The following is a 25,400-nucleotide window of genomic DNA, read 5'->3' as shown; positions in this document are numbered from 1 at the left end:
AGGGCTGTCTCTCGGACTTCTTTTATCGATATGCCTGAATCACTGCCTCATTTATGGCAAGGCCGATTTTTAAAAGAGCGCAGAGGCGCTTAGGGTCTGGCAAAGGAAGCAGCTGGAGCTCAAAAATGGATACATTTGTCGCTCCTGATATGCAACGGAAGTACCTATCAACTGGCTGGGAACCGAGCACTGCGACGAGTACTTCTGGCGAAAATGCAGGTATGTCCGCCTGCGATTCCAAGGCAACAACATGGTTTTCGCCAATAAATCCGCCAAAACGGCGGAAAACTTCGGTCGGTACGACGCCGGCGACTAAGCGAAGCTGTTGGTCATTGGATGTAACTCTCTGTAGAAGCACTGACGGCCGGCGCAAAATCGAAACAGAGCTATTAGTTAAAACATCAACGAAACAAGGTTCAAAATTGCTTTTTGGGGCGCCATCAAATGCGACCACGCCTCCCGGTCTGATATCGCTTGACCAAAAAAGGGGGAAAGGTGCCACTGCACTGGCCGCTTTAGCCTCCTTCCAAGAATGAAAGGTTGGCCGTTTATCTCGATTCCACACAAAAACGCCGGTTCGCGGCCTATAACCGTAATCCGACAATCTGTATTTACTCTTACCTATTAGTTGTATTAACTCGGCGTCGCCTTCGGTCCTCGGTATAGGCCATGCACTACCAGAATTTGGTATAACACATCGCCCTACGGAGGTTAAATCACCGTGTCGAGAAACCACTGATACATTTGCAGTAGTCTCTGTCGCGTATTTTGGGGCACGGCGCTTTAGAATTGTTAGCGCAGTTTCTTGGTCAACATCTATGAACACGCCACTACGGTCCCTTACAATTCCAATGTTTACAATCTCCGCATTTTCCATAAGATGGGTGCGGAGCTTAGAAAAATACTGCCCAGACAGGAAGCTAGTTGGTGTGACAAAAGCGGCGACACCTGTTGGGCGCAAAAGCCTTAAACCCAATGTCATGAACAGCCCGTATAGGTTCGGCTGAGCTTCGATGACGGTATCGTAGTCTTCGCGGTAAACCGCCACCTCTTCTGCTGCCATTTTGCGATAAGGAGGATTACAAACTAAAACGTCAAAACTCCCGTAAAGAGAGGCTACGTCGCTAAGAGAATTCGCTTTTGTGACATGGAAATTTGGTTCTATTCGGGCTTGTACAATTTCATCGGCTAGTGCAATTCGCAAAAATTGATTCGACATCTGACACAAGACGGGGTCCAAGTCTGTCCCAAACAGATGCTGCTCCACATGCCTAAGAATGTGTTCGTCAGATTTTCCCTTCGCTTTCAGCTCTGATTTCATGCGCAGAGCAATCGGCGCTAGAAATGCAGCACCACCACATGCCGGGTCAAAAAAAGAGTGTTTTAAAAAAGAGGCCCCAAATTGCTCAAGGTCATCTAGTAATCGGCGTGTGAGGGACGGCGGAGTAAAAAACATCGCTAATTTCTTGCGATATTCTTGTCCTGTCCAGATTGAGTATGCTGAACTAAGCCAATAGGCGGCTTCTAAAAAATCACGACAACAAAGCCATTCAACAAAACTTTGAATTTCTTTGGAGCGGGCAAGGCTTCTAAGGTAACGAAATCCCGAGCATGACAGACCAGGTGCCTGGCGTTTGCTCCAAATAACAACCAGTGTTCCAACAACGTCCTTGACGTCGTATTCCCCTTCGGAAACAAATCGGGCGATTTGGCGGATTTGTCTAGCAAATTGTCTCTTCTCAACATTCGGGGAAACCGACTTGTTCATACTTTTTTGAACTTCCGGTTTAGATGGTTGAACGGGGAAAAGACGGGAATCAAAAGTCCGCACAAAGTCAGCCTTTATGTCTGTTTCGGGAAAGAATTCTTTTATAGTTACGAAGTTTATTCAACAGTGAGCTTCCCTCCCCCCCTAGGAAGCGCGTCCTTGGGTATGGGCGCAGTGCGTGCGGCCATCAATTGGATGATGTGCCGGGACGCGCAGAACTGGTCGTTCTGACCCACGCTGGCAATCTCGCTCAGCATGTATTCGGAAAGGTCGCCTGTGCGCATGAGAATTTCCAATATATGTACGGTGACGCCCCTAAAATGACAGTCTTGCGCGAAGGCGAGCCATGTTGATTGGTTGCTTGTGTAGTCTTCCCACGTTCGTTGCATTTTATCAATTTTACGCTGGCGAAAGTGGAGTTTTCAGGGATTTCTGAGAGCATTTCCGGGTGCTGTGTTCATTGGAGGACATCACTTGGCGTTTCAAAGAAATTCAGTATTTTATTAAACGCCACCCTATGCCGGTTCATCCTCTGATAAAGCGAAGATAAGTAAATAGCTGCGGCATGTTGCTTTAATAACAATTAAATCTATTTCATAAATGCAACGATTTCTTGAGAGGTTCCCAGACTATGGTAACTTCCTATTACATTAACAACTGTTAACTACAAATCAAGGAGAGGGCCTTGGAAGTTGCGATACCTACTCTGTCGGGGGCGGAGTTTGCGTCGGCATTCGCACTGCGCCCGCATTTGTTCGCTTGGTTTCTTGGCGCTGGCGCATCGGCTGCTTCGGGAATTCCGACCGGATATGCAATGATTCGCGACTTCAAAAAGCGGATTTTCTGCCAAAAGAATGGCTATTCTATTCAAGAGGTGGATTCTGGTGACCCACTTTGGATTGGGCGCATCGACGAATTCTTCAAGCGTAGCAATATCCTTCCTCCGGACGGCGACCCTGAAGAATATTCCACAGCTTTTGAGTTGGTTTACCCACAGGAAAATCTTCGTCGGCAATACATCGCCGATGCAATAAGAAAGGGAACTCCTTCCTTTGCTCATCGCGTTTTGGCAGCGCTTATGTCAAGTAAACAGCTAAATTGCCTATTCACAACGAACTTCGACCCACTGGTCGAGGATTCTCTAACATTAAGCAATGCGTTGCTGCCACCAGAACAACAAGCGAAACCAACGATAGCTGCAATTGACTCTGCCGAACGTGCCAAACGTTGTATCGATGAATCAGACTGGCCTTTAGTGGCCAAACTTCACGGGGACTACACATCACTCAACATCAAGAACACTAGCGCTGAATTGCGGACGCAAGATGAACGCATGCGCGGCGTTCTGATTGAGGCGTGTAAGCGGTCTGCCTTGGTGATTGTCGGCTACAGTGGTCGAGACGCTTCAATTATGGAAGCGCTAGAGTCGGTCTTACGAGAGCCTAGTGCGTATCCAAGCGGCCTTTATTGGGTGACCTCATCAAGGGACCGAGTCTTACCAGCAGTGCAGAAGCTGCTTGAAAATGCTGCTAAAGCGGGTGTAAATGTCGCTGTAGTTGAATCCAAAAATTTCGACGAGTTAGCTGGCGATTTGATTTCTCATATAAAACTGCCAGATGTTCTTCGAAATTACGTAGTTGTTCATAAGCCTACCGAGAGGCTTCAGCCCGTGGTTCTTCGGACCGCAGATGCGCTGCCTTTCCCGGTTCTGAAATATTCGGCCCTTTTAGTAGAAACACTTCCTACCGTTGCGAGGCGCGTTTCCATTTCGAAAGCTCTAACTACAGATGAAGTTCGACAGCTCCTTAAAGAACAAAAGTGTCGCGCTGTTTTCGCTGCGCTCGGTAATGAACTAGCCGTATTTGGGCGGGACGATGAAATCCTGAAGGCGTTAACCTCCGTGGATGCTAGAGTGAACGGGACTATCGCCCTCAATCCAGAAAAAGACAGTTGGGCATTAGGCCTTCTATATGACGCGCTCACCAAAGCCTTGTCTCGCGGACGACCGCTTTTCCCCCGTCTCAAGCGTTCTGGTCATGCTTTGTTGGTGGCAAGCTCTCGCGCTGAGGATGATGAAAATCTCAAGCGGCGCCGTGAAACAGAGTTAAAGGCGCTCAAAGAAGCCTATGGCTCTCCCCTGACTGGAGAGGTTCCAAATTTGCGCTACTGCTTTAATGAAGGAATACATCTAAAGCTGGAAAATGTGCAGGACAGATGGTGGTGCGGATTTGAGCCGTTTACGTTTGTTGATGTTCCGCGTGAGTCAAGGACAAAGAACGGAAATGAAAGCGGCGATGAACTAGGTCGTCCGATGATGAGTGCACCAGACCCATCTGCTGATTGGCGGAGGGAGCGATGGGCAAGGAAGTTCAACGGAAATTGGTCTCAAATCATTGCTGCTTGGGCGGGTCTTCTCACGTCTTCCGAAGGACATGGTCTTTCGTCATTCTGGCTCAGCGAGAGTGAAGGAATTAACGCTGTATTCAAGTTATCGCCAGTGACCGGGTGGAGCCGCCCTTCTCATAATCATTCATACTTCGATAGGAACAAATAATGGCCGGCGCCGCAGCAGCTTCGAAGCTTCCTACTTTTAGTTTGCTCGACGAGCCGAACTTGTTGTTTGCTCCAGGCGACGGCCAGTTGGAAGTTCACCCCTTGAGAGGGCTGATGAAATACGGCCCGTTTTCGAAAGGAACCTTTGCCGGATTCACTCCGAAAATCCGAATTGCGACTGTGGGGCCGAATGGCACTTTCAAGACGCGCGGAGCGCTCATGGCGTCGTTATTGAATCAATACGATGCGTCAGAACGGACCGAGTATGTTCCACGATATCCTGGGTTCAACGCACTGTTTCAAGTTGATTTAGTGTCTGCTCCGGCCGATGCGCACATCAAATGGCCTGATTCGATTGGCCAACTTCCGGGGAGTGGCTCTCCTGAGGAACGCGTATTTGCTGCAATGGAAAATGCACTGGCTAGATTGGACAGTATGCGGGACCACTTCGATGTGGTCTTAGTCCATTTTCCAGATTCGTGGTCCGCCGCGACGAGAACCAGATTTTTTGACGCCCATGATGCGTTGAAAGCCTTAGGAGCGAAGTACAACATTCCTACCCAAGTTATCAACGACCGTGCCTTTACATTCCGGTACAAAGCTTCGCTTGCTTGGAGGCTGGCTATTGCGTTGTATGTGAAAGCCGGTGGGGTTCCTTGGAAATTAGCCCGGCTGAAAAGTGTTCCTGACGATACTGCATACATCGGTCTAGCCTATGCACTTCGCGGTGACCCAACGAATGCACATTACGTCACATGCTGTTCGCAAGTTTTTGACATGGACGGCGGAGGCATGCAATTCGTCGCCTTCGAGGCTCGCGACCCTGTTGCTGACGTGAAGGAAGCAAGGCGCAATCCCTTTTTGAGCAGGTCTGATATGCGCGCAGTCCTTGCGCGCAGCTTGGAGTTGTACCAACGCAGAAATGCTGGTCTTCTCCCTAAGCGACTCGTCATTCATAAGACCACTGCTTTCAAAGGCGAGGAGCTTGACGGTGCTTTCGATGCTCTCGCAGCGATTCCAGAGGTGGAATGCATCGAAGTAGGGACGCATTCCACTTGGAGAGGAGTTTGGTTACTAGATTCCAAGAGAGAGGCGCCCAAGAGCATTCCCTCCAACTATCCAGTACCTAGGGGGACGGTCGTTGTGCGGTCCGGCACGTCAGTTTTGTTGTGGGCTGCCGGAAATGCACCAAGCGTGTCCACCAAGGGTGATTTTTACCAAGGCGGCAAAAGCATTCCGAAACCTTTGCAACTGACTAGGCATGCTGGACGCGGACCTTTGGAAACTGTCGCGCACGAGGTGCTGGCATTAACAAAAATGGATTGGAACAATGATGCTCTCTATGACCCTGTTCCTGTGAGCATCCGCTACTCACAACGATTGGCTCGGACCATCGCAAACGCGCCGGACCTACCAGGGAAAATCTATCCTTATAGGCTCTTTATGTAGCTTCGCCACCACTTGATCAGCGTTTTTGTGCCGAGTTTGTAAGGGTCAACATTTTCGGCGCTCTGCAGCAAGAGCAAGAGAACGGAGGGTGGAAACGAATCCGCCAAACCGGGACAAGCTCCGGTCAAGCGCTTAAGTACACCATTCTCATGGCGAATGCGAGCCATCACCTCGCGCAGCCACTGGAAAAGGTGATTTTTATTATTGCGTCTGAAAACAAGTCCTTGGAAGGCTTCCTCAGCACCCTTTACCTAGCCTTCATCGGTGGGTAAGTAACGCAAATTCAATTTATCTTGCTAAATGTGGCCAATTTATTGCGGCGCGCTTCATGCTAGCTAAGACATGTCGGTCTTGAGCATCATGAAAAAATATTCGCCGGGCCACGGCATCGATGACCAAGTTGCATCTTGAGGACGCCAAATGTAAACAACTTGTCCTTATTCTGCTGTTTTGATTACATTTTCATGAGATGTTGGCGACAAAAGCCTTATAACTGCGGGATGAGAGGGGTTGTTTACATTTTTTGGTATGCACAACCGTTCTAGTTTTCGTGAATTGTCAGCTGCAAAAGGAGGCATCAAGGCGCTTTTCATACAGTTGATTTCGACTTATCGGGAGCTGGTTGATACAAGATTGATACGAGCTGGTCGCGGAGCTAGTAAGTACGTGGAGAATGTCCCCTTGAACTATTGCGATAGTTGGAAATCTGCTTCCAACCCGATTTAACACCCGCCGTCTATCGCTTAAGCTTCCACACTCATGATTTTAGAGCTGAATCGATAGCATCGCGTATTACCCAAACCTGGTAATCGTTCGTTTCGATCAGCTCTGACCTTGTCACCTTTTCCTTCTGTGACCAATAGACTCCGATCCATTAACAGCTTCTTGACCATCTTGGGGCTATAACCTTTGCACATCTCATTGTTGAAGACTTCCGGCAAAACAAAATATTCCAGTTCTGTATCTTCTACCTCGTCGAGAAGCATTCTGTCGCCGTATGCCCGATGATGATCGGCGTTAGAACTAATCGGTGCTCCCTCTTTCGTCAGCATACGTTTAAATCCCGCCCGGTTGACCGTATTTTGCTTGCGATCATCCAGCGCACGGTGCCACCACACAAAACGCGCATCGCCATGCGCTTGCAAGAAACCCTGCACCTGACGAATGATTGACGTATGTTCCACGTTGCCAGCACCGCCACGTCCTTCTAACCATGCAGCAAAGCAGACACGAGCTGCCTTTGCCGCCTCACCTGCCGGCCAACCCGTGATCCCCGCTTCAGTCGCCATTTCCCCTGCCATTCCGACCAATGCAAACCGCGCCGCGACGCGTGCAACCTGTCCGTGCGCATCCGTCGGCAACATGTCTCGCGTCAATTCAGTCACACATTGACGCAAATCGGCAGATAAGCTGGCAGAACGTACTACCGCCCACTCCAGAAAGGCCATGCCAGCAGTACCGTGATACTGTTCAATCATGCTCATCAAATGATTTGATAGCGTCGCACCGTCTGTAAAGCCGTGTAAGGTGTCATAAATACCGAGCCCCTTACCTGCGTCAGCACCAATATGCGCCATTCGCACATCATGACCACCTTTGATGCTTTTTCCGGCTTCCCCCATGTGATGCGCCAAACTGACTTCGCCATCGGACAAAAACAACAAACGCCAGGTAGCAACACGTCTTGCAGTAGCAGTTTGCGTCGCACGTCCCTTGCCAGTTTCGTTTGCCAACATATATACAGTGTCACCAACGACCTTCGGGTCCACCTGTGCGATCTCGTCCAGAATCAACAATGCATCCGAATGCTGAACCGCCGTCATCTCCAGGGCGTTATCGGTCATGCGCCAATTGCGTGGATAATCCTTGCTGCCATAGACCGAACCGGCCACCCGCACTGCCGTCGATTTGCCGCTGGATGAATCACCCCAAAGGTGAAAACCACCGGACGCAATACCGGCATGATGCAACAGAGGGGCGGCGAATCCCGCACTGACACAAAACACCATCCGCGCATTGCCCTGGCACAGTGCTGCCACCTCTTCCCGCCACTGTTTCAGGGTGCCACGTTGTTTGAATTGGGAAGTGACGTCGCCCGTTGCCTGGAACAGCACCATCTCCCCGCTTTCCCCGATTGTTCGATCCGGCAACACGTACACGTTATCATGCCAGCCGATACGTTCAGTACAGCGCACGCGCATATCTGTTTGCTGGGACTGAATATAGACAGTCAACTGATTTTTAGCTTGCGCACTCGGCGCAATTTGCAATCCCATTGACAGCAGCATGGCACGATACGGGGTACCGTCACCGGCCAACATACTTGCAGGCATAGCCCACCTCTTTGGCTTTCCGTCGGCATCCTCAAATGCTAATAGATAGCCCCACTCGCCGTTGTGGGCGTCCCGTGATTTTGCAGGGACGTGCAGAGGAGAGCAGATCCACAGCGGTGACAACACTTCACCCTGCTGATTAAAGCCGTGAAACCACACACCACGTTTATCGACCTTAAAGAAGGGACGAGAAGATGATTCACCATTGCTTGTCTGAACCAGGTTTTCCGATGCGAACTTCGTGACACGCGCAATTTCTTGGTTCATTTCGCACCGCCTACCACTTCTAGCTCAGTAAAGTCATCGGCTTTAGCGCAAAAGCCTGCCGCCACGTGGGAATGCATCGTACTCATTGTGCAATCCCCCGAATGAGCGACTTGATCCAAGTATCAATCTCCATTGCGGGCCATGCAACCGCGCGCGCGCCCAACTTCAGCGGCTTGGGAAATGTGCCATTATTAATTCGACGATAAATTTCTGATTTGGATAGGCCGGTTTGCGCGACGACTGTCGGTAGGCGCCACAATGGATTGGTAGATTGCTGTTGCTGCATAGTTCAATACTCCTTTGTTTGCATATGAGACCGTGCGGTACTGCACGGGATGCATAGAAGTATTGGCCTTAGCGGATAATAATAAAATTACCCCTGATCGGGTAAAAGGTAGTTTAACCGGGTCACACCTAGTTATTCTTTGGCCTGCCGTTGCTTAACGCTACCGTCGGCATGATTTTTTTGTACCAACCCTTGATGGTTTGCTCGGTATATGTCTTCTGCAATGGCAATTCGGCATTTTGAAATGCCGCCATCAACTCAGGCAGATTGCGGACAACGATATTTGATGCCATCACCCATTGATTAAAAATCTGCTTGTCCGCATAACTTGCGCCTGCTTTAAAACCATCCTTGATTTTTTCCATTTTGTCGTCAAGGCCACGTGCTTCAATCTGCAGCGCCTCCAGCTCACGAGTCATCTGCGCCAACTCGGCTTCCTTATCTTCACTGGATTGCTTTTGTATCCGGACAAGTTCAACAAGTGTCATGCTGCCAAAATCAGATTTTTGCATTAACTGATCGATTGCTTCGCCGTCTTGAACTTCGATAGCATCAATCAAACTCATCGCTAGAAAGAACTGGCAATTCTCTTCGTAGAATAATTTTGTTTTATTACGAAACACTTCTGCCGCACTATCGTCAGGCGACAGGATACTGGTTAGAGCACTCAAGCGTTCAATGACTATCATTGAGTCGGCGAGATTCTTATGTAAATCCAAGTCCCTGCGTAAATCGAGCGCATTAAATATTTTCATAGCCGGGATATCCAGCTTGGCAAACTGACGCAGTTCAGCTAGTGGCTTCAGCCTAGCCTGCAATTCGCGAATTGGCTGAGTGCGCTCGGCAAGCTTTTTTGCATTGGCAGCAATTGCCTTCATGGCAGGCGATTGGGACGGGATTTGCTTTTTTAGCAATTCCATTATTTTTCTACGTCTGTGCGCATCTTCGGCTTGCCGTCCTGCGGTTTTATTTGCCTGTAACAGTTCCAAGCCATTTTCCAGTACGTCGTTTTTTTTCATATCTTGTCAATTATTTTGTCCGAGCGATGGGCGATTTCATAGCCGCATCGCATTCGTGTAATCGGATCGCAGAATTGCTGTGCATACACGATAAGCAATTTCATCGTGCCAACCTGCATCAAGTGTCCGCTAACTTCAGATCGCCCCCGACATGCCTCCATCCCGCTCCCATCATTATTACTATTTCTGGAAGCAATAATTATCTATATAAACAACAGCTTATTGTATTTGTCTATGCTGCCTCCATGCCTCCAACACCTTGATAGTGGGGGAAAATAAGGACATGATGATATGGGATGTGAAAAGCCGCGCTGCGGCGCGGTCTCGAGATGGCAAACTACGGTAGTCACGCCCGCTTAAAATTACCTACGATGACCTTAGCGCTGCCGATGTTATCCAGATAATCGGCGTATTGCTGCATCATCACTCGCCGCTCTTCTTTGAATTCAGCCCGGTCATAGGCTTCACCGTAAGTGTCGCCAGATTGGTGTGCCAATTGACGGTCCACTACTTCATGACGGAAGCCCAGGCGCTCTTTAATGATGCCCATCGCCAGTGATCTGAAGCCATGACCTGTCATCTTGTTTTGATAGCCCATGCGCTTCAATGCCGCCAAAATTGCACCGTTGCTCACCGGTTTACTAGGATCGCGTTGATTCGGGAACAAATAGGTATTGCCGCCTGTGAGTGCGCGCAGCTCTCGTAATAGCTCCCAGCCTTGGCGCGGCAAGAACACGTGATGGTCGACCTTACGGGGATTCAGTTTCTTTTTGCCCATTTTCATGCGCTGCCAGGGAATCACCCATATTTCATTCTCTAAATCGATTTCAGTCCACGGCGTCTCGATCAACTCACTGGTGCGCACGAACACCATCAGCATAATTCGCATTAGCACCCGCGTCGGCATAAACATGCGGGCTTCATTGCGCTCTAGAATGCGCATGAATTCGGGCAGTTCGTCGGTAGTAATGGAAGCATGATGACCACTAATGCTAGGCTTCAAGGCGCCACGCAAACTGGGGACAGGATCATATTCGGCAGCGCCAGTCGCTACCGCATAGCGAAATATCTGGCCACACACTTGAGCTTGTCGCTTGGCGATATCCAATGCCCCGCGCTTTTCAATTTGGCGCAGTACGTCAAGGATGACTGGCGCTTTGATCGTCGCAATAGGCAACTTGCCAATCAGCGGAAACACATCCTTTTCCAGCCGATGCAAAATATTCGCAGCGGTCTGTGGTTGCCATGTTTCCAATTTATTATCATGCCAAGCCCGTGCCACCGCCTCGAACGTGTTGGCATTACTTTCTGTCCGTTGCAGGGCTTCTATCCGCTTGACCTGCGCCGGATCCTGACTCTCCTCCAGGTGAGCCTTGGCTTTGTCGCGCTTGGTACGTGCTTCGGAGAGGGAGACTTCAGGGTAGACGCCAAAGGAAAGCAACTTCTCTTTGCCGTCAAAGCGGTATTTCATGCGCCAGTAACGCCCACTGTTGGGCTTCACCAGCAAATGTAAGCCGCCGCTATCGGCCAACTTATAAGGTTTCTCTTTGGGTTTTGCGTTTTTACAGGCTGCGTCTGTCAGTGCCATCAGTTCATTGGATCAGGGTTGATATGAGTACCCCCAAGGGGTGCTTTTGATACCCCCGAAAGTACCCCCGATTTTTTGGGATGTCAATGAACCAACTGAGACGTCATGAAACGAAAAACCCGCATTCTCATAGTGAGATATGCGGGCTCTGGGACTTCTTAGATCTATTTGAAACTAATATCTGGCGGAGAGGGTGGGATTCGAACCCACGGTACGATTTAACGTACGCTTGATTTCGAGTCAAGTACATTCGACCACTCTGCCACCTCTCCGGTTTTCGGTCGACTTGCTGTGTTTAATGCAGCAAAGCGCAAGATTGTAGCAGACTTTTTTTGACTATGGAATGCCTTTTTTTATTCATCTTGCCACAGTAAACACTAGCGTCGATTTCCTGCAAAATATTCTTGTTAAATCAAATACTTACGCAGTCAACTTGGTAATGCCGCCCATGTACGGATGGAGCACGGCCGGGATGTCGACGCTGCCGTCGGCTTGCTGGTAGTTCTCCAGCAGCGCCACCAGGGTGCGTCCGACTGCCAGGCCGGAACCGTTCAGGGTGTGCACCAGTTCCGGTTTGCCTTGGGCGTTGCGGAAGCGGGCTTGCATGCGACGTGCCTGGAAGGCTTCGCAATTCGACACCGAGGAAATTTCACGGTAGGTGTTCTGTGCCGGCAACCAGACTTCCAGGTCATAAGTTTTGGCGGCGCCAAAGCCCATGTCGCCAGTGCACAGCGATACCACGCGATACGGCAGGCCGAGTTTTTTCAAGATGTTTTCTGCGTGGCCGACCATTTCTTCCAGCGCTTCGTACGACTTTTCCGGATGGGCGATTTGCACCATTTCGACCTTGTCGAATTGATGCTGGCGGATCATGCCGCGGGTGTCGCGGCCGTAGCTGCCGGCTTCGGAGCGGAAGCATGGCGAATGCGCAGTCATCTTGAGCGGCAGGGTTTCGCCGGCGACGATCTCGTCGCGCACTGTATTGGTCAACGGCACTTCGGCGGTAGGGATCAGGTATAAGGCAGCGGCGTCGACGCCCTGCTCGCCTTCCTGGCCGCCCTTCTTGACGGCGAACAGGTCTTCTTCAAATTTCGGCAGCTGGCCGGTGCCGCGCAACGAATCGGCATTGACGATGTACGGGGTATAGCATTCAGTGTAGCCGTGCTCGCCGGTGTGGGTATCCAGCATGAACTGCGCCAGTGCGCGATGCAGACGGGCAATGCCGCCCTTCATCACGGCAAAGCGTGAACCGGTCAGCTTGGCGGCGACATCGAAATCCAGACCCAGCGCGGCGCCGACGTCAACGTGGTCGCGTACTTCGAAATCGAAGCTGCGCGGCGTGCCAACCTTGCGCACTTCCACGTTGCCGGCTTCATCCTGACCAACCGGCACCGATTCGTGCGGCAGGTTCGGCACCGACAGCATGAAGGCGCTGACTTGCTCTTGCACCTGGTCGAGGCGAGTTGCGGAGGCTTTCAGCTCATCAGCGATGCCGGCCACTTCGGCCATCACAGCCGAGGCGTCTTCGCCCTTGCCCTTGAGCATGCCGATCTGCTTCGACAGCGAATTGCGCTGGCCTTGCAGTTCTTCGGTACGTGTCTGAATTTGCTTGCGCTCGGCTTCCAGGGCATTGAAGCCGTTGACGTCGAGCTGGAATTTGCGAGCAGCCAATCGCTCGGCTACGGTGGCAATGTCTTTGCGAAGAAGTTGGATGTCGATCATGGACTGAGTAAATAGGCAGGGAAATAAGCCGCCATTGTACCAAGCCCGGCCGCGATAGTGCTCCGTAAATGGAGCGACTATCGCGCCGCCAGCCTACCCGCAGGCAGACTGGCGGCAACGCTCAGGATATTTCAGCAACCCGATGGCAGGCCACCAGGCGCCCTTCAAACGATTGCAATACAGGCACTTCCTGCCGGCAACGGTCGACAGCGCGTGGGCAACGATTATTAAAAGCACAACCCGGCGGCGGCGCCAGCGGCGAAGGCAGTTCGCCCGGCAACATCATCTTTTGCTGGCGCTGGGCCGGATCGATGCGCGGCGTGCTGGCCAGCAAGGCCTTGGTATACGGATGCAGCGGACGGCTGAAAACCTGTTGCTTGCTGCCATGCTCGACGGTCTTGCCTAGGTACATCACCAGCACATCGTCAGCAATATGTTCGACCACCGACAAGTTGTGCGAGATGAACAGGTAAGCCACGCCGGTTGACTGCTGCAAATCCATCATCAGGTTCAGCACCTGCGCCTGGATCGAAACGTCGAGCGCAGAGACCGGCTCATCGGCAACGATGACTTTCGGATCCAGCATCAGCGCCCGGGCGATCGCCACACGCTGCCGCTGGCCGCCAGAAAACATGTGCGGATAGCGGCCGTAATGCTCGGGCCGCAAACCCACCTTGGCCATCATCGCCTGGGCTTTCTGCGCGCGCTGCTCTTTGCTGAGTTCGGTATTGATGATCAGCGGCTCTTCCAGCATCTGCCCGACTTTCTTGCGCGGGTTGAGGCTAGCGTACGGGTTCTGGAACACCATCTGCACCAGTGGCCGCACCCGTTTCAAGGTGGCGCGGTCTGCGTCGGCAATGTTGGCGCCGTCCATCCACAGCTCGCCGCCGGTCGGTGGTTCGATCATCGTGATCTGCCGCGCCAGGGTCGACTTGCCGCAACCGGACTCGCCGACCACTGCCAATGTTTTACCCGGCTGCAGCTGGAACGAGACACCGTCCAGCGCACGCGCCGTGGCTCTCGGTTTGAACCAGCCTTGCGACACGCCGTAGTGCTTGATCAGATTCTTTGCTTCCAGCAGGACCACCGGATTGGCGATTTCATTCATATTGGCATTCATCATCATGCAACCCCGCCACTCAGCACGGCATCAGGTGTCTTGCGCGACAGTTCGGACCAGCCATTGGTCGGCTGGCCGGCGGCGTCAAGCGGGAAATGGCAACGTGCCTGCACTTGCTCTTCGCCCATCAATTCCGGCCGCTGCCGGCGGCACAAGTCTTGCGCGTACGCACAACGCGGGCTGAGCAGGCAGCCGCTGGGGCGATCGTACTGGCCAGGCACAACGCCGGGGATAGTTTGCAAGCGCGCCCGGCCGATATTGTGTTCAGGCAGCGCTGCCAGCAAAGCTTGGGTGTAAGGGTGTTTAGGGGCGTTGAAAATATCAGGCACGCGGCCGGTTTCAACCACCTGCCCGGCATACATCACCACCACCCGTTGCGCAGTTTGGGCGACTACGCTCAAGTCGTGCGTGATCAGCATCAGCGCCATGCCACGATCGCGTTGCAGGTGCAGCAGCAAGTCCAGCATCTGCGCTTGCACCGTCACATCCAGCGCAGTTGTGGGTTCGTCTGCAATCAATAGGCGCGGGTTACAGGCGATCGCAATCGCCACCATCACGCGCTGGCTCATGCCGCCCGACAGCTGATGTGGATAGGCATCGAGGCGGCGCTCCGGATCGGGAATGTCTACCTGCTTCAGCAAGGCCAGCGCCTTGGCGCGCAATTCCTTGGTCGAACCGCCTTGATGCACACGCAGGGTTTCGATCAGTTGATACGCCACGGTATAAGAGGGATTAAGGCTGGTCATCGGATCCTGGAAGATCATGGCGATGTCCTTGCCCAGCAGACTGCGCCTTTCCTCCTCCGGCATCTTCAGCAGGTCGCGACCATCGAAGGCCATGCGTTCACCCTTGACCCGACCCGGGTAATCGATCAGGCCCATCAGGGCCAGTGAGGTCACGCTCTTGCCGGAGCCGGATTCGCCGACGATACCGATTACCTCGCCGGTTTCGACGTTCAAGTCCAGTCCATCGACAGCGGTAAACGGCGATGCCGTCGAGCCGAATTCGACTCTCAGGTTCTTGATTTCTAACAGTGCCATGTCGTTCTTCCGCTTTATCGTTTCAGTTTGGGGTCGAGCGCATCACGCAAGCCGTCGCCCATCAGGTTGAACGCCAGTACCGAGACCAGGATCGCCAGGCCGGGGAACGTCACCACCCACCAGGCGCTCTGGATGAACTCCATTGCACTGGCCAGCATTGAGCCCCACTCAGGCGTCGGCGGCTGTGCGCCAAGGCCGAGGAAACCAAGCGCGGCGGCGTCCAGGATCGCTTCGGAGAAGCCCAGGGTCGCCTGCACGATCAGCGGCGCCAGGCAGTTCGGCAGTACGCAGTTGAACATGATGCGCAACGGGCCGGCGCCGGCGATGCGCGAGGCGCTGACGTAATCGCGCGACATCTCGGTGATGACTGCGGCGCGGGTCTGGCGCGCATAGTGCGGCATCATCACGATGGCAATCGCATACATCGCGTTCATCAGGCCAGGCCCGAGGATCGCCACCACGGCAACCGCCAGCAATAGACTTGGCAGAGCCAGCATGATGTCCATCAAGCGCATGATCGCGATCTCGACCACACCACGGAAATAACCGGCCAGCAGGCCCAGCAGGATGCCCATGGTGAGCGACAGCGATACCGACACCAGGCCGATCACCAGCGACAGCCGGGCGCCATGAATCAGGCGCGACAGCATGTCGCGTCCGACCGGATCGGTACCGAGCAGGAACTTGCTGCTGCCGCCCGCTTGCCAGGCCGGCGGCACCAGGGTGGCGTCGCGGAATTGCTCGATCGGTGAATGCGGCGCAATCACGTCGGCGAACAAAGCGGCCAGCACCATCAGAATAATGATTACCAGGCCGATCACGGCCCCGCGATTCTGGCTGAAATACGACCACAACTCGCGCATCGGATGCGGCGGTTTGCCGGCAGCCGCCGGAATTGCCGGTGTGGTCGGAGTAACTTGGGTTGGTTGGGCGTTGTTCATGAGCTGTGCCGAATGCGAGGATTGATCACGCCGTACAACAAGTCGACGACCAGATTGACCACGATGATGATGGTGGCCGACAGCAGGATGCCGCCCTGCACGACCGGGTAATCGCGACGTTGGATTGCGGCCACCAGCCATTTGCCGATACCGGGCCAGGAGAAGATGGTTTCGGTCAGGATCGCGCCGGCCAGCATCACGCCAACCTGCAGGCCGACCACGGTGACCACCGGGATCAACGCATTGCGCAGCGCATGCACCACGATCACCCGCAACCGCGATAAACCCTTGGCGCGCGCGGTGCGGACATAATCCTCGCGCAGCACTTCCAGCATCGCCGAACGGGTCATGCGCGCAATCACCGCCAGCGGGATGGTGCCGAGTGCGATGGTGGGCAGGATCAGGTGCGAGACGGCCGATTTGAACACGCCGCTATCGTCGGACAACAAGCTGTCGATCAGCATGAAACCGGTTACCGGCGGCACGTCGAACAGGATGTCGATGCGGCCCGATACCGGGGTCCAGCCGAGCGTCACCGAAAACAGCAGGATCAGCAGCAGCGCCCACCAGAACACCGGCATCGAATAACCGGTGAGCGAGACGCCCATGACTGAATAATCGAATACGGTATTGCGCTTGAGTGCTGCCAGCATGCCCGCCGGCAAACCGATCACTAAGGCGAACAGCATCGCGCAAAAGGACAGTTCCAGCGTCGCCGGAAAGAGTGTCTTGAATTCGCTGAGGACCGAGGTGTGGGTCATGATCGAGACGCCCAGATCACCCTTGAACACATTCCCCAGATAGTTGAAATACTGCTTGTACAGCGGCTGATCGAGACCCAGCTCATGCGCCATTTGCGCGTAGCGGGCGGGGTCCATGCCGCGTTCACCGGTCATGGCTTCGACGGCATTGCCAGGAATCAGGTGTATCAGTAAGAACACCAGCAGCGTAATGCCGAGAAAGGTCGGTATGACCAAGCCGACACGGCGCAGGATAAATCCGAACATGGGGGATGCCTATATTCTAAAAACCTTGTCGTTCCGCTCGTGACGGGATGACTCAGCAGGGGTTGCGCGAGATTGCATGAAAAAAGGCGGGACGGGGAAACTGCTTTCCCTGCCCCGCCTTGGCATTACTTGACCAGATCGACGTTCTCAAAATGGTGATGCGCAAACACTGCCATCTTGAAGCCGACGACTTCCTTGCGTACCGGCGTGAAACGGATCGAGTGCGCCAGGTCAATCCAAGGCGCTTCTTCATGCACGATCACCTGCGCCTGCTCGTACAGCTTGGCGCGCTCGTCCTGCTTCGGCGTCAGCTTGGCTTTCTGGATCAGCGCTTCGTAATCCTTGTTGCACCAGCGCGCAGTATTGCCGCCACCCTTGACGCCTTCGCAACCCAGCAGCGGCGCGAAGAAGTTATCCGGATCGCCGTTATCGCCGGACCAGCCGAACATCATCGATTGCTGATCACCCTGCTTGCTGCGCTTCAGGTATTCGGTCCATTCGTAGGTTGTGAGCTTGGTCTTGACACCGATCTTGGCCCAGTCGGCCTGGATCAATTCAGCCATGCGCTTGCCGTCCGGATTGTATGGGCGAGTGACCGGTAGATACCACATTTCGACTTCAACGCCGTTCGGATAGCCAGCCTTGGTCAGCAGAGCCTTGGCCTTGACTGGATCGTAGGTGTAGTCCTTGATCTTGTCGTTATACGACCACAGAGTCGGCGGAATCGGATTCTTCGCGGCTTGGCCAGCACCCTGGTACACAGTCTTCAGGATGGTTTGCTTGTCCACCGCCATGTTCAGCGCTTGGCGCACCAGCTTGTTGTCGAACGGCTTCTTCTCGACGTTGAACGAGATGTAGCCAATGTTCAGGCCTTCCTTGGTCATCATCTTGATCGATGGATCGGATTTCATCAATTCGATGTCGGCCGGTTTCGGGAACGCCATGACCTGGCACTCGTTGGCTTTCAGCTTGGCGTAGCGCACCGATGCATCCGGCGTGATCGCATAGATCAGATTGTCCAGCTTAGGACGGCCGCCCCAGTACGCGTCGAACGCTTTATAACGGATCACCGCATCTTTTTGGTAAGACACGAACTGGAACGGACCAGTGCCGATCGGATCGCGGTCGATCACTTCAGGTGTGCCGGCTTTCTTCATGTTGTCGGCATATTCGGCCGACAGGATCGAGGCGAAATCCATGCCCAGGTTGGCGATGAACGGCGCTTCAGGATGTTTCAGCTTGAATACGACGGTGTAGTCGTCGGTCTTGCTGACGGTATCGACGATCTTGTCCATGCCCATGTCGAGGAAGTAGCCGAAGCTCTGGCCCGCTGCGAGTTTATGGAAAGGATGGTTGGCGTCGGCCATGCGGTTGAACGAGAACAGCACGTCGTCGGCATTGAAGTCGCGGGTCGGCTTGAACTTGGCGCTGCTGTGGAACTTGACGCCCTTGCGCAGCTTGAAGGTGTAGGTCAGACCATCATCGGACACAGTCCACGATTCGGCCAGGCCTGGAATGATCTTGGTGGTGCCCAGTTCGAACTCGACCAGGCGGTTGTACATCGGCACCGACGATGCATCGAAGGTGGTGCCGGTGGTGTAGAGCTGCGGATTGAACCCTTCCGGGCTGCCTTCCGAACAGAACACCAGCGTCTTGGCTGCTGTCGCATAACCGGCGGTCGCGCACAGCAATGCCAGCAATCCAATCTTGGCAATCATTTTTCTTTTCATCATAGGTCTCTTTCTGTGGGTTATGGTGAAACTGATCCAACTGATCTATTTAACAACAATTTGCGAGATTGACGCAACCCGAGTGTGCACTACATTACGCAGCAGCATCAAGTAGTCATCAGTGCTTCAATATCGGCACAGCTCTTCGGAATCGCCGGTCCCAGCACCCGCGCGCCGGTCTCTGTCACCAACACATCGTCTTCGATACGGATGCCGCCGAAATCGATGTATTCGATGAATTTTGCGTAGTTGATCAATTCGCTGTGGCGTGCCTCCGCCTGCCAGCGCCGGATCAATACCGGAATGAAATACAGGCCTGGCTCAACCGTCACCACCATACCGGCGCGCAGCGGCTTGGCCAGCCGCAGATTGCGCAGGCCGAACATGTCGCTGCGGCTGACGCTGGCGTCGTAGCCGACCCGGGTCTCGCCCAAGCCTTCCATATCGTGTACATCCAGCCCCAACTGATGGCCGAGGCCGTGCGGGAAGCAGATTGCATAGGCACCGGACTCTACTATCTGCTGTGGCGCACCACGGAAAAACCCGAGTTCAGATAACGCTGCGGCCATGTGCGTGGCGGCCAGTTTGTGTACGTCCAGATAGGAAATACCGGGCCGCATGGCGTCGATCGCCAGTTGTTGCGCAGCCAGCACGATCTCGTACAGCGTGCGCTGACGTTCGCTGAAACGGCCACCAACTGGGAAAGTTCGGGTGATGTCGCTGGCATAGCCGAGGGCGCTGGAACTACCGGAGTCATTGACCACCAGTTCGCCCCGCTGCAAACGGTTCTTGTGGTTGCGATTGTGCAGGATTTCGCCACTGCGCGAGAAGATCATCGGATAGGCGTTTTGCAGATCATGGCTGCGCATGATGCCTTCCATCGCGGCGACTACCTGATATTCGAACGTGTCGGGCCGTGCCAGCCTCATGGCGGCGACATGCATGTCGCGCGTGACGGCGAGCGCGCTTTCTATTTCAGCGATTTCGGCATCGTTCTTGATTTCGCGCAGTGCGATCACCGCATCGATCAGGCTTTCAGATGCACCGGCCTTGCATTGTTCCGTCGTGCAGGACAACAGTCTTGCCAACTCTAGTATGGTTTCGCCGCGATACGGCGGCAGGTAATGAATGGTTCGTCCCTGCTCGCGCGCCTGCGCCAGCATACCGGCCAGATCCCGATAAGGCCGCACCGAGGCGACAGCAACTGCGGCGGCACGCTCGACCAGAGTCTGTTGCTGCCCAACCCAGATCACATCGTCCAGGCCCGGATCGTCGCCAAACAGATGGTCGGCGCCGGCATCGATATCGATCACCGCGGCCAGGTCTGGCTGGTCCAGACCAAAGAAGTAAGAGAACGAGGAATCCTGGCGGAACCAGTAATGGTTATGCAGGTAGTTCATCGACACATCGGTATTGCCTGGCAACAGCAGCAATCCGCTGGTGAAACGCTGCTTGAGCTGTTGCCGGCGTTGCGCATAGACGGCGCGGTCAAACATGACGCCCCCATGCCCAGACATCTGCCGGTGCACCCTTGCGGGGAAAATTCTGAATCAATTCTGGATACATCGCGACTCCAATCGCTGGGTTACAGCAGACTATCATTACCCGGCCACCTACCCTGTCGGTAAGCGCCGCGCCGCTCAAGTGCAGTAAAACAAAACCGCAACTCGAAACCTTCTCAAATTGCAAAAATCATGCCACGCCTTTGGGAGACTGCGCTGTCGCGTCATCTCTCCCAAGTTATCAAAAAAACTCTGTGCCACGCAACAGCTGCTCCCTATCCTCCGAAGCCGCAGATTGTGGCCCATCGAACAACGCCACCGTACCCACCCAAATCACCTCGGACGCCTCATTTTCGTGCGGCAGGGATTCAATACTATGGGGAATGTTCGCGTCAAAATGCAGGCTGTCGCCGACATTCAGCACATAACTGTCCTTGCCAACCGTATAACCGACCTTGCCGCTAAGGACGAACACCATTTCATCACCCTCGTGCGACACCATTTCCGACTTGTACCCGGTCGGCATCGTGAATTTCACCGAGTGAACCTGGCTACCCGGAAAGACCGTCGACAAGCGCTCATACTTGACGCGTCCGCTTTGCACCGAATACGGCTGGCGCTGGCCACGATAGGTATCCGGCCGCAATTGCGCAGGCTGCTTGATCAGGTCGCCAATGGTCACGCCCAGTGCCTTGGCAATCACCACCAGCGAGGTTATCGAGGAGCTGGTCTGGTTGCGCTCCAGTTGCGAAATGAAGCCTGCGGTCAATCCGGTTTCCGTCGCGACTTGCACCAGCGTCTTCTTGACAGCATGACGCCGCGCGCGAATCGTCTCGCCCAGCTGTGGCATTTCCATTGACTTGTCTCCGGCCTGTACCTGGTCCATTGCTTTCACTGCGATAGACACGTCATGCATGTGTTCTCAAGCGCCGCAAAATGAAAGCAATTTTTTAATATTGAATACGTTTCTTACCTCGGTCAGGCGTCGGAAATTATAGTCACACTAAAACTGGAGTCAAGCAACTTTTTCAAATTAACTTAGAAGCATAAAACCAATATTGTTTAGCCTATTGCGCAAGGCCAAGCGAGAAAAATGGAGCGGCCGTGCCGTGTTTTGTTACGTCGAACAACGTCCGTTTGCATCTGCGTTTTATCGGTCGCCGGCGACGCGAGCCATCCGGTCGGCGAAATATTTCATCGAGAAATCGATATTTGCATGGAACCAACGGCCAAGTCGTGAGACGCTATCCCTTGGCGAATGGTTTTCCATTTACACATTAAAAAATAAGCCCGAGGGGATAGTAGACACAACAGGCCTTAATCTTGCTTCAAGACGAGAGACGGCGCGGACATGTCCAGATGGACAACATAATTCGGAACAATTTTTCATGACGTAAGACGTATTTTTCCTAGTCAATTTTCATCAAGGAAGACAGACATGCATATCAATCGCCGCAACTTCATCGCACAATCCATTGCCGTCGGTTCGCTCGTCGTTACAGGCTCGGCATTTTCCCAGGAGCCGGAATCGACTGCGGCCAGGATCAAGCGTACCGGCAAGCTGCGTTTGGGTGCAATCAACGGTGCGTCACCTTATTTCACCAAGGATCTGGCGAGCGGCCAATGGCGCGGCTTCATGGTCGATCTGGGCCTCGAACTTGCCAAATACCTCAAGGCTGAAGTCGAGTGGGTCGAAACTACTTGGGGTAATGCGGTGCTCGACGTGCAGACCAATAAAATCGACGCGCAACTCGGCATGGCGCCATCGCCTGCCCGGCGCGAAGTGGTGGATTTTTCCGGTCCGATTTTCCAGAACTACAACACGGTCGTCGCAAAAAAGGGATTCAATTTCGAGCGCTGGGATCAACTTAACTCGCCCAACGTCAAGGTCGCGGTGGATGTCGGCTCAAGCCACGATCAATTGGTGACGCGGATATTGCCAAAAGCCAATATCCTGCGATTCGAAACATCTGCTGCCGCCACCATGGCGCTGCAGTCTGGCCGCGTCGACTGCCAGGTGCTGGTCATTCTTCTTTCAACCGCGCTACTGACCAAACTGCCGAACGTTGGCCATATCGTTTTCCCGACGCCGCCCGAAACCAATCCGACCAACGTCGGCATCCGCAAACAAACTGATCAAACCTTCATGAAATCCGTGAATGCCTGGCTGGATGAGGAGCGCGCCGCCGGAAAAATCAAAAGCATCATTCTCTCGAATATGCAAAGCCTGGTTGGCGTGCCGCCGACCGCATTTCCACCACAAGTCCATTTCTAAGCTGCGGGGCAGGCATGTATCAATGGGATTTTCAGACGCTCTGGCAGTACCGGAACATCATCTTCGTCGGCTTTGGCTACACCATCGGCTACACCATCATCGTCGTCATACTCGGCCTATTGGTTGGGCTCATTGCCGGCCTCTGCCGGCTGTCGCCGAAGGTATACATATCGGGCCCGTTCCGCGTTTACGTTGAACTGTTCAGATGCACGCCCGTCCTGGTTCAGCTGATCTGGTTTTACTACGCGCTGCCGATCCTCACCGGGATCGAGTTGACGCCGGGGATGGCGGCAGTCCTGGCGCTGACCTTGTATGGCGGCGCGTTCTATTCCGAAATCATTCGCGGTGGCGTCATTTCAATCGATCCGGGGCAAACGGAAGCCGGACTGGCATTGGGCATGACGCAGTTCCAACTGATGCGACGGGTGGTGTTGCCGCAGGCATTCAAGCGGATGACCCCGCCGCTGGTCAGCCAATCCATCATGCAGTTGAAAAACACTTCACTGTTATCGGTGCTGGCGGTGCCCGACCTGCTCTACCAAGGCCAGATCATCGCCCATGACACCTACCGGCCGCTGGAAATTTACTCGCTGATCGCAGTCCTGTATTTCGCCATCCTGCTGCCGGCGACGATTCTGGCAAAACGGCTAGAGGTAAAAATGTCTGACGGCGGGAGAGCATAGCAATGGGCAGTGAAATGATTTCAATCCGCAATCTTAAAAAATGCTTTGGCGATAACGTCGTCTTGAAGGATATCTCGTTGGAGATCAGCAAAGGCTCGGTAGTGGCGATGATCGGTCCGTCAGGATCGGGCAAATCGACTTTGCTACGTTGCATCAACCTGCTTACCATCCCCGACGCCGGCACAGTCAACGTCGGCGGCCAGTCGATCGCGTTTGACGGCAAGCACACCAAACTGCCGAAAGCCAAGGACCTGGCGCACTTTCGCTCCAAGACCGGTATGGTTTTCCAGCATTTCAATTTATTCCCGCACATGACCGTGCGGCAGAATGTGATGGAAGGCATGGTCACGGTGCTCAAGATACCGAAGCAGGATGCGCGGATTACAGCCGACGCGCTACTGCAGCGGGTCGGATTGAGCGATCGTGCAGACGCCTATCCAGGCATGCTGTCGGGCGGCCAGAAGCAGCGCGTTGCGATCGCCAGGGCATTGGCCATGAAGCCCGATGTCATGCTGTTCGACGAAGCCACCTCGGCGCTGGATCCCGAACTGGTCGGCGAAGTACTGAGCGTTATCCGCTCGCTGGCGGCAGACGGCATGACCATGATCCTGGTGACGCACGAAATCGCCTTTGCCCGAGAAGTCGCCGACCAGGTCATCTTCATGCGCGACGGCGTCGTGGTCGAGTGCGGGCCGCCTAGCGTCGTCATCGACAATCCAGAGAAAGAAGCGACGCGCAGTTTCCTGTCGCGCTTCAAGACAGCAAACATCAACGCGGCGTGAGCCACAAGGAAAGTGCATGAGTTCAAATGACAGCGCCCCCAGCGCGTTGCGAGTAGTCGTTATTGGCGCCGGCATCATCGGCGCTGCCTGCGCCATCGAGTTGCTGCGCGACGGTCATCAGGTCACACTGGTAGAAGCTGGCGATCCCGGCGGAACGCAGGCCACCAGCTATGGCAACGCGGCCTGGTTGAGTCCGGCTTCGGTGATACCGATGTCGATGCCAGGCTTGTGGAAAAAAATACCCCAGTACCTGCTCGACAAAAACAGTCCGCTGACGTTACGTTGGCGTGCGTTGCCGGCACTATTTCCCTGGCTGATCCGCTTCCTGTTGGCAGGCGCTAGCGTCGCCAGGGTCGAAGCCACCGCGCGCGCGCTGACCGCCCTGCTGCGTGAGGCGCCGGCACGGCACCGGGCGCTGGCCGCAGAAGCCGGAGTACCGGAATTAATCATCAGCCGCGGCCTGCTTTACGCCTACCCGAACCGCGCTGCCTTTGAGGCCGAAGCATTGGCCTGGCGCTTGCGGCGCGACAATCAGATAAGCTGGAAAGAGCTGGATGCGCAGGCGTTGCACGAACTGGCGCCGGAAATTGGCGAGACCTATCAGTTCGGCATCTTGTTGGAACAAGGCGCAAATTGCCTCGATCCCGGCACCTATGTAGCGGCACTGGTAAAACATGCCGTCGCCCAAGGCGCCACTCTGCTCCGTGCTCGCGCTTCCGGATTTGACATCCAGAACGGTCATTTGCGCGCGGTCCTGACCGACGCCGGGGAACTTGCCTGCGATCGCGCGGTGATCGCCGCCGGCATTCACTCCAAGGCACTGGCCAAATTGGCAGGCGATAACATCTGCATGGAAAGCGAACGCGGCTATCACGTGATCGTCGAAAATCCGCCATTCAAGCTGGCCACACCGGTGATGTCCGGCGATACCAAGATCGGCTACACGTCGACGCTGGCCGGCTTCCGCGTCGCAGGCCAGGTAGAGCTGACCAGCATGCCGGCAGCACCTGACTGGAGCCGCGCCGACAAGCTTCTGCAACATGCAATGGCCGCCTACCCGGCGCTGGCCAAATCGACCAAGACAGCCGTCATCCAGCGCTGGATGGGCAATCGTCCATCCACTACCGATGGCCGGCCGGTACTCGGTCAAGCATCGGGCTGCGCGCAAATATTCCACGCTTTTGGGCATGGGCATATCGGCCTGGTATCGGGACCGACGTCCGGCCGCCTGGTGGCAGACCTGATCTCTGGACGACCGCCCATCATCGATCCGGCGCCGTATTCGGTGACGCGCTTCCCCTGGAATCGCGCCGGCAAAAACTAGTTCACACCACA

General features: G+C 54.2%; 19 protein-coding genes and 1 tRNA gene. 6 read left to right on the top strand and 14 right to left on the bottom strand.

All coding sequences use genetic code 11. The features are described from left to right. Nucleotides 1-22: 22 nt before the first annotated feature. The gene (locus CAter10_RS07955; protein ID WP_061533000.1) at nt 23-1,768 is read right to left on the bottom strand and encodes an HsdM family class I SAM-dependent methyltransferase; all 1,746 of its coding nucleotides are present in this window, start codon (nt 1,766-1,768) and stop codon (nt 23-25) included. A 685-nt stretch (nt 1,769-2,453) separates the two neighbouring features. On the opposite strand from CAter10_RS07955, the gene CAter10_RS07945 reads away from it, so the two are divergent. Together CAter10_RS07945 and CAter10_RS07940 are read left to right on the top strand one after the other, a co-directional pair. Then, nucleotides 2,454-4,322 (top strand): SIR2 family protein, encoded by a 1,869-nt coding sequence (locus CAter10_RS07945; RefSeq protein WP_128083013.1) that lies wholly within the window; start codon nt 2,454-2,456, stop codon nt 4,320-4,322. Beyond that, entirely contained in the window at nt 4,322-5,770 is a 1,449-nt protein-coding gene (locus CAter10_RS07940) for an argonaute/piwi family protein (RefSeq protein ID WP_061532998.1), read from the top strand. Before CAter10_RS07945 ends, CAter10_RS07940 begins: the two co-directional genes overlap by 1 nt. A 743-nt stretch (nt 5,771-6,513) precedes the next feature. On the opposite strand, the gene CAter10_RS07935 is transcribed toward CAter10_RS07940, so the two are convergent. From CAter10_RS07935 to CAter10_RS07875, 13 genes are all read right to left on the bottom strand, one after another. Beyond that, a complete protein-coding gene (locus CAter10_RS07935) occupies nt 6,514-8,370 on the bottom strand; it encodes a DUF927 domain-containing protein (protein ID WP_082797836.1) in 1,857 nt (618 codons plus the stop codon). Nucleotides 8,371-8,452: 82 nt separating this feature from the next. Beyond that, nucleotides 8,453-8,656, bottom strand: a complete 204-nt coding sequence (locus tag CAter10_RS07930) for a helix-turn-helix transcriptional regulator (protein WP_061532996.1) — start codon at nt 8,654-8,656, stop codon at nt 8,453-8,455. A gap of 128 nt (nt 8,657-8,784) precedes the next feature. Continuing rightward, on the bottom strand, nt 8,785-9,675 hold the full coding sequence (locus CAter10_RS07925) for a hypothetical protein (RefSeq protein ID WP_061532995.1): 891 nt from the start codon (nt 9,673-9,675) through the stop codon (nt 8,785-8,787). Nucleotides 9,676-10,021: 346 nt separating this feature from the next. Beyond that, the gene (locus CAter10_RS07920) at nt 10,022-11,263 is read right to left on the bottom strand and encodes a tyrosine-type recombinase/integrase (protein WP_061532994.1); all 1,242 of its coding nucleotides are present in this window, start codon (nt 11,261-11,263) and stop codon (nt 10,022-10,024) included. A 182-nt stretch (nt 11,264-11,445) separates the two neighbouring features. Then, nucleotides 11,446-11,535: transfer RNA gene (locus CAter10_RS07915), tRNA-Ser, on the bottom strand. A 148-nt stretch (nt 11,536-11,683) separates the two neighbouring features. After that, entirely contained in the window at nt 11,684-12,985 is a 1,302-nt protein-coding gene (gene serS, locus CAter10_RS07910) for a serine--tRNA ligase (RefSeq protein WP_061532993.1), read from the bottom strand. 121 nt (nt 12,986-13,106) lie between these two features. After that, nucleotides 13,107-14,111, bottom strand: a complete 1,005-nt coding sequence (locus CAter10_RS07905; protein ID WP_082797835.1) for a peptide ABC transporter ATP-binding protein — start codon at nt 14,109-14,111, stop codon at nt 13,107-13,109. Then, on the bottom strand, nt 14,108-15,145 hold the full coding sequence (locus tag CAter10_RS07900) for an oligopeptide/dipeptide ABC transporter ATP-binding protein (protein WP_061532992.1): 1,038 nt from the start codon (nt 15,143-15,145) through the stop codon (nt 14,108-14,110). The genes CAter10_RS07905 and CAter10_RS07900 overlap by 4 nt, the downstream gene beginning before the upstream one ends. Nucleotides 15,146-15,159: 14 nt before the next feature. Beyond that, complete coding sequence (locus CAter10_RS07895; protein ID WP_061532991.1) at nt 15,160-16,086, bottom strand: ABC transporter permease subunit; 927 nt, start codon at nt 16,084-16,086, stop codon at nt 15,160-15,162. Next, nucleotides 16,083-17,093, bottom strand: a complete 1,011-nt coding sequence (locus tag CAter10_RS07890) for an ABC transporter permease subunit (protein ID WP_061532990.1) — start codon at nt 17,091-17,093, stop codon at nt 16,083-16,085. Before CAter10_RS07890 ends, CAter10_RS07895 begins: the two co-directional genes overlap by 4 nt. Before the next feature lie 125 nt (nt 17,094-17,218). Continuing rightward, nucleotides 17,219-18,826, bottom strand: coding sequence for an ABC transporter substrate-binding protein (locus CAter10_RS07885; RefSeq protein WP_082797834.1), 1,608 nt, complete (start codon nt 18,824-18,826; stop codon nt 17,219-17,221). 104 nt (nt 18,827-18,930) lie between these two features. Beyond that, nucleotides 18,931-20,319, bottom strand: a complete 1,389-nt coding sequence (locus tag CAter10_RS07880) for an aminopeptidase P family protein (RefSeq protein WP_061532989.1) — start codon at nt 20,317-20,319, stop codon at nt 18,931-18,933. Nucleotides 20,320-20,566: 247 nt separating this feature from the next. Further along, on the bottom strand, nt 20,567-21,181 hold the full coding sequence (locus tag CAter10_RS07875; RefSeq protein ID WP_164840423.1) for a helix-turn-helix domain-containing protein: 615 nt from the start codon (nt 21,179-21,181) through the stop codon (nt 20,567-20,569). Nucleotides 21,182-21,763: 582 nt separating this feature from the next. On the opposite strand from CAter10_RS07875, the gene CAter10_RS07870 reads away from it, so the two are divergent. The 4 genes from CAter10_RS07870 to CAter10_RS07855 are packed head-to-tail and all read left to right on the top strand — an operon-like array spanning nt 21,764 to nt 25,389. Further along, nucleotides 21,764-22,600 (top strand): transporter substrate-binding domain-containing protein, encoded by an 837-nt coding sequence (locus CAter10_RS07870; protein ID WP_061532987.1) that lies wholly within the window; start codon nt 21,764-21,766, stop codon nt 22,598-22,600. Between the two features lie 14 nt (nt 22,601-22,614). Then, nucleotides 22,615-23,283: an amino acid ABC transporter permease gene (locus CAter10_RS07865; RefSeq protein WP_061532986.1), complete on the top strand. Its 669-nt coding sequence runs from the start codon at nt 22,615-22,617 to the stop codon at nt 23,281-23,283. A 2-nt stretch (nt 23,284-23,285) separates the two neighbouring features. Next, a complete protein-coding gene (locus CAter10_RS07860; protein ID WP_061532985.1) occupies nt 23,286-24,065 on the top strand; it encodes an amino acid ABC transporter ATP-binding protein in 780 nt (259 codons plus the stop codon). A gap of 16 nt (nt 24,066-24,081) precedes the next feature. Further along, entirely contained in the window at nt 24,082-25,389 is a 1,308-nt protein-coding gene (locus tag CAter10_RS07855; protein ID WP_061532984.1) for an NAD(P)/FAD-dependent oxidoreductase, read from the top strand. Nucleotides 25,390-25,400 lie beyond the last annotated feature (11 nt).

It is taken from the genome of Collimonas arenae, assembly GCF_001584165.1.
Lineage (GTDB): Bacteria > Pseudomonadota > Gammaproteobacteria > Burkholderiales > Burkholderiaceae_D > Collimonas > Collimonas arenae.
The sequence above is the reverse complement of the archived record's forward strand: the minus strand, read 5'-3'. Positions and strand labels throughout refer to the sequence as shown.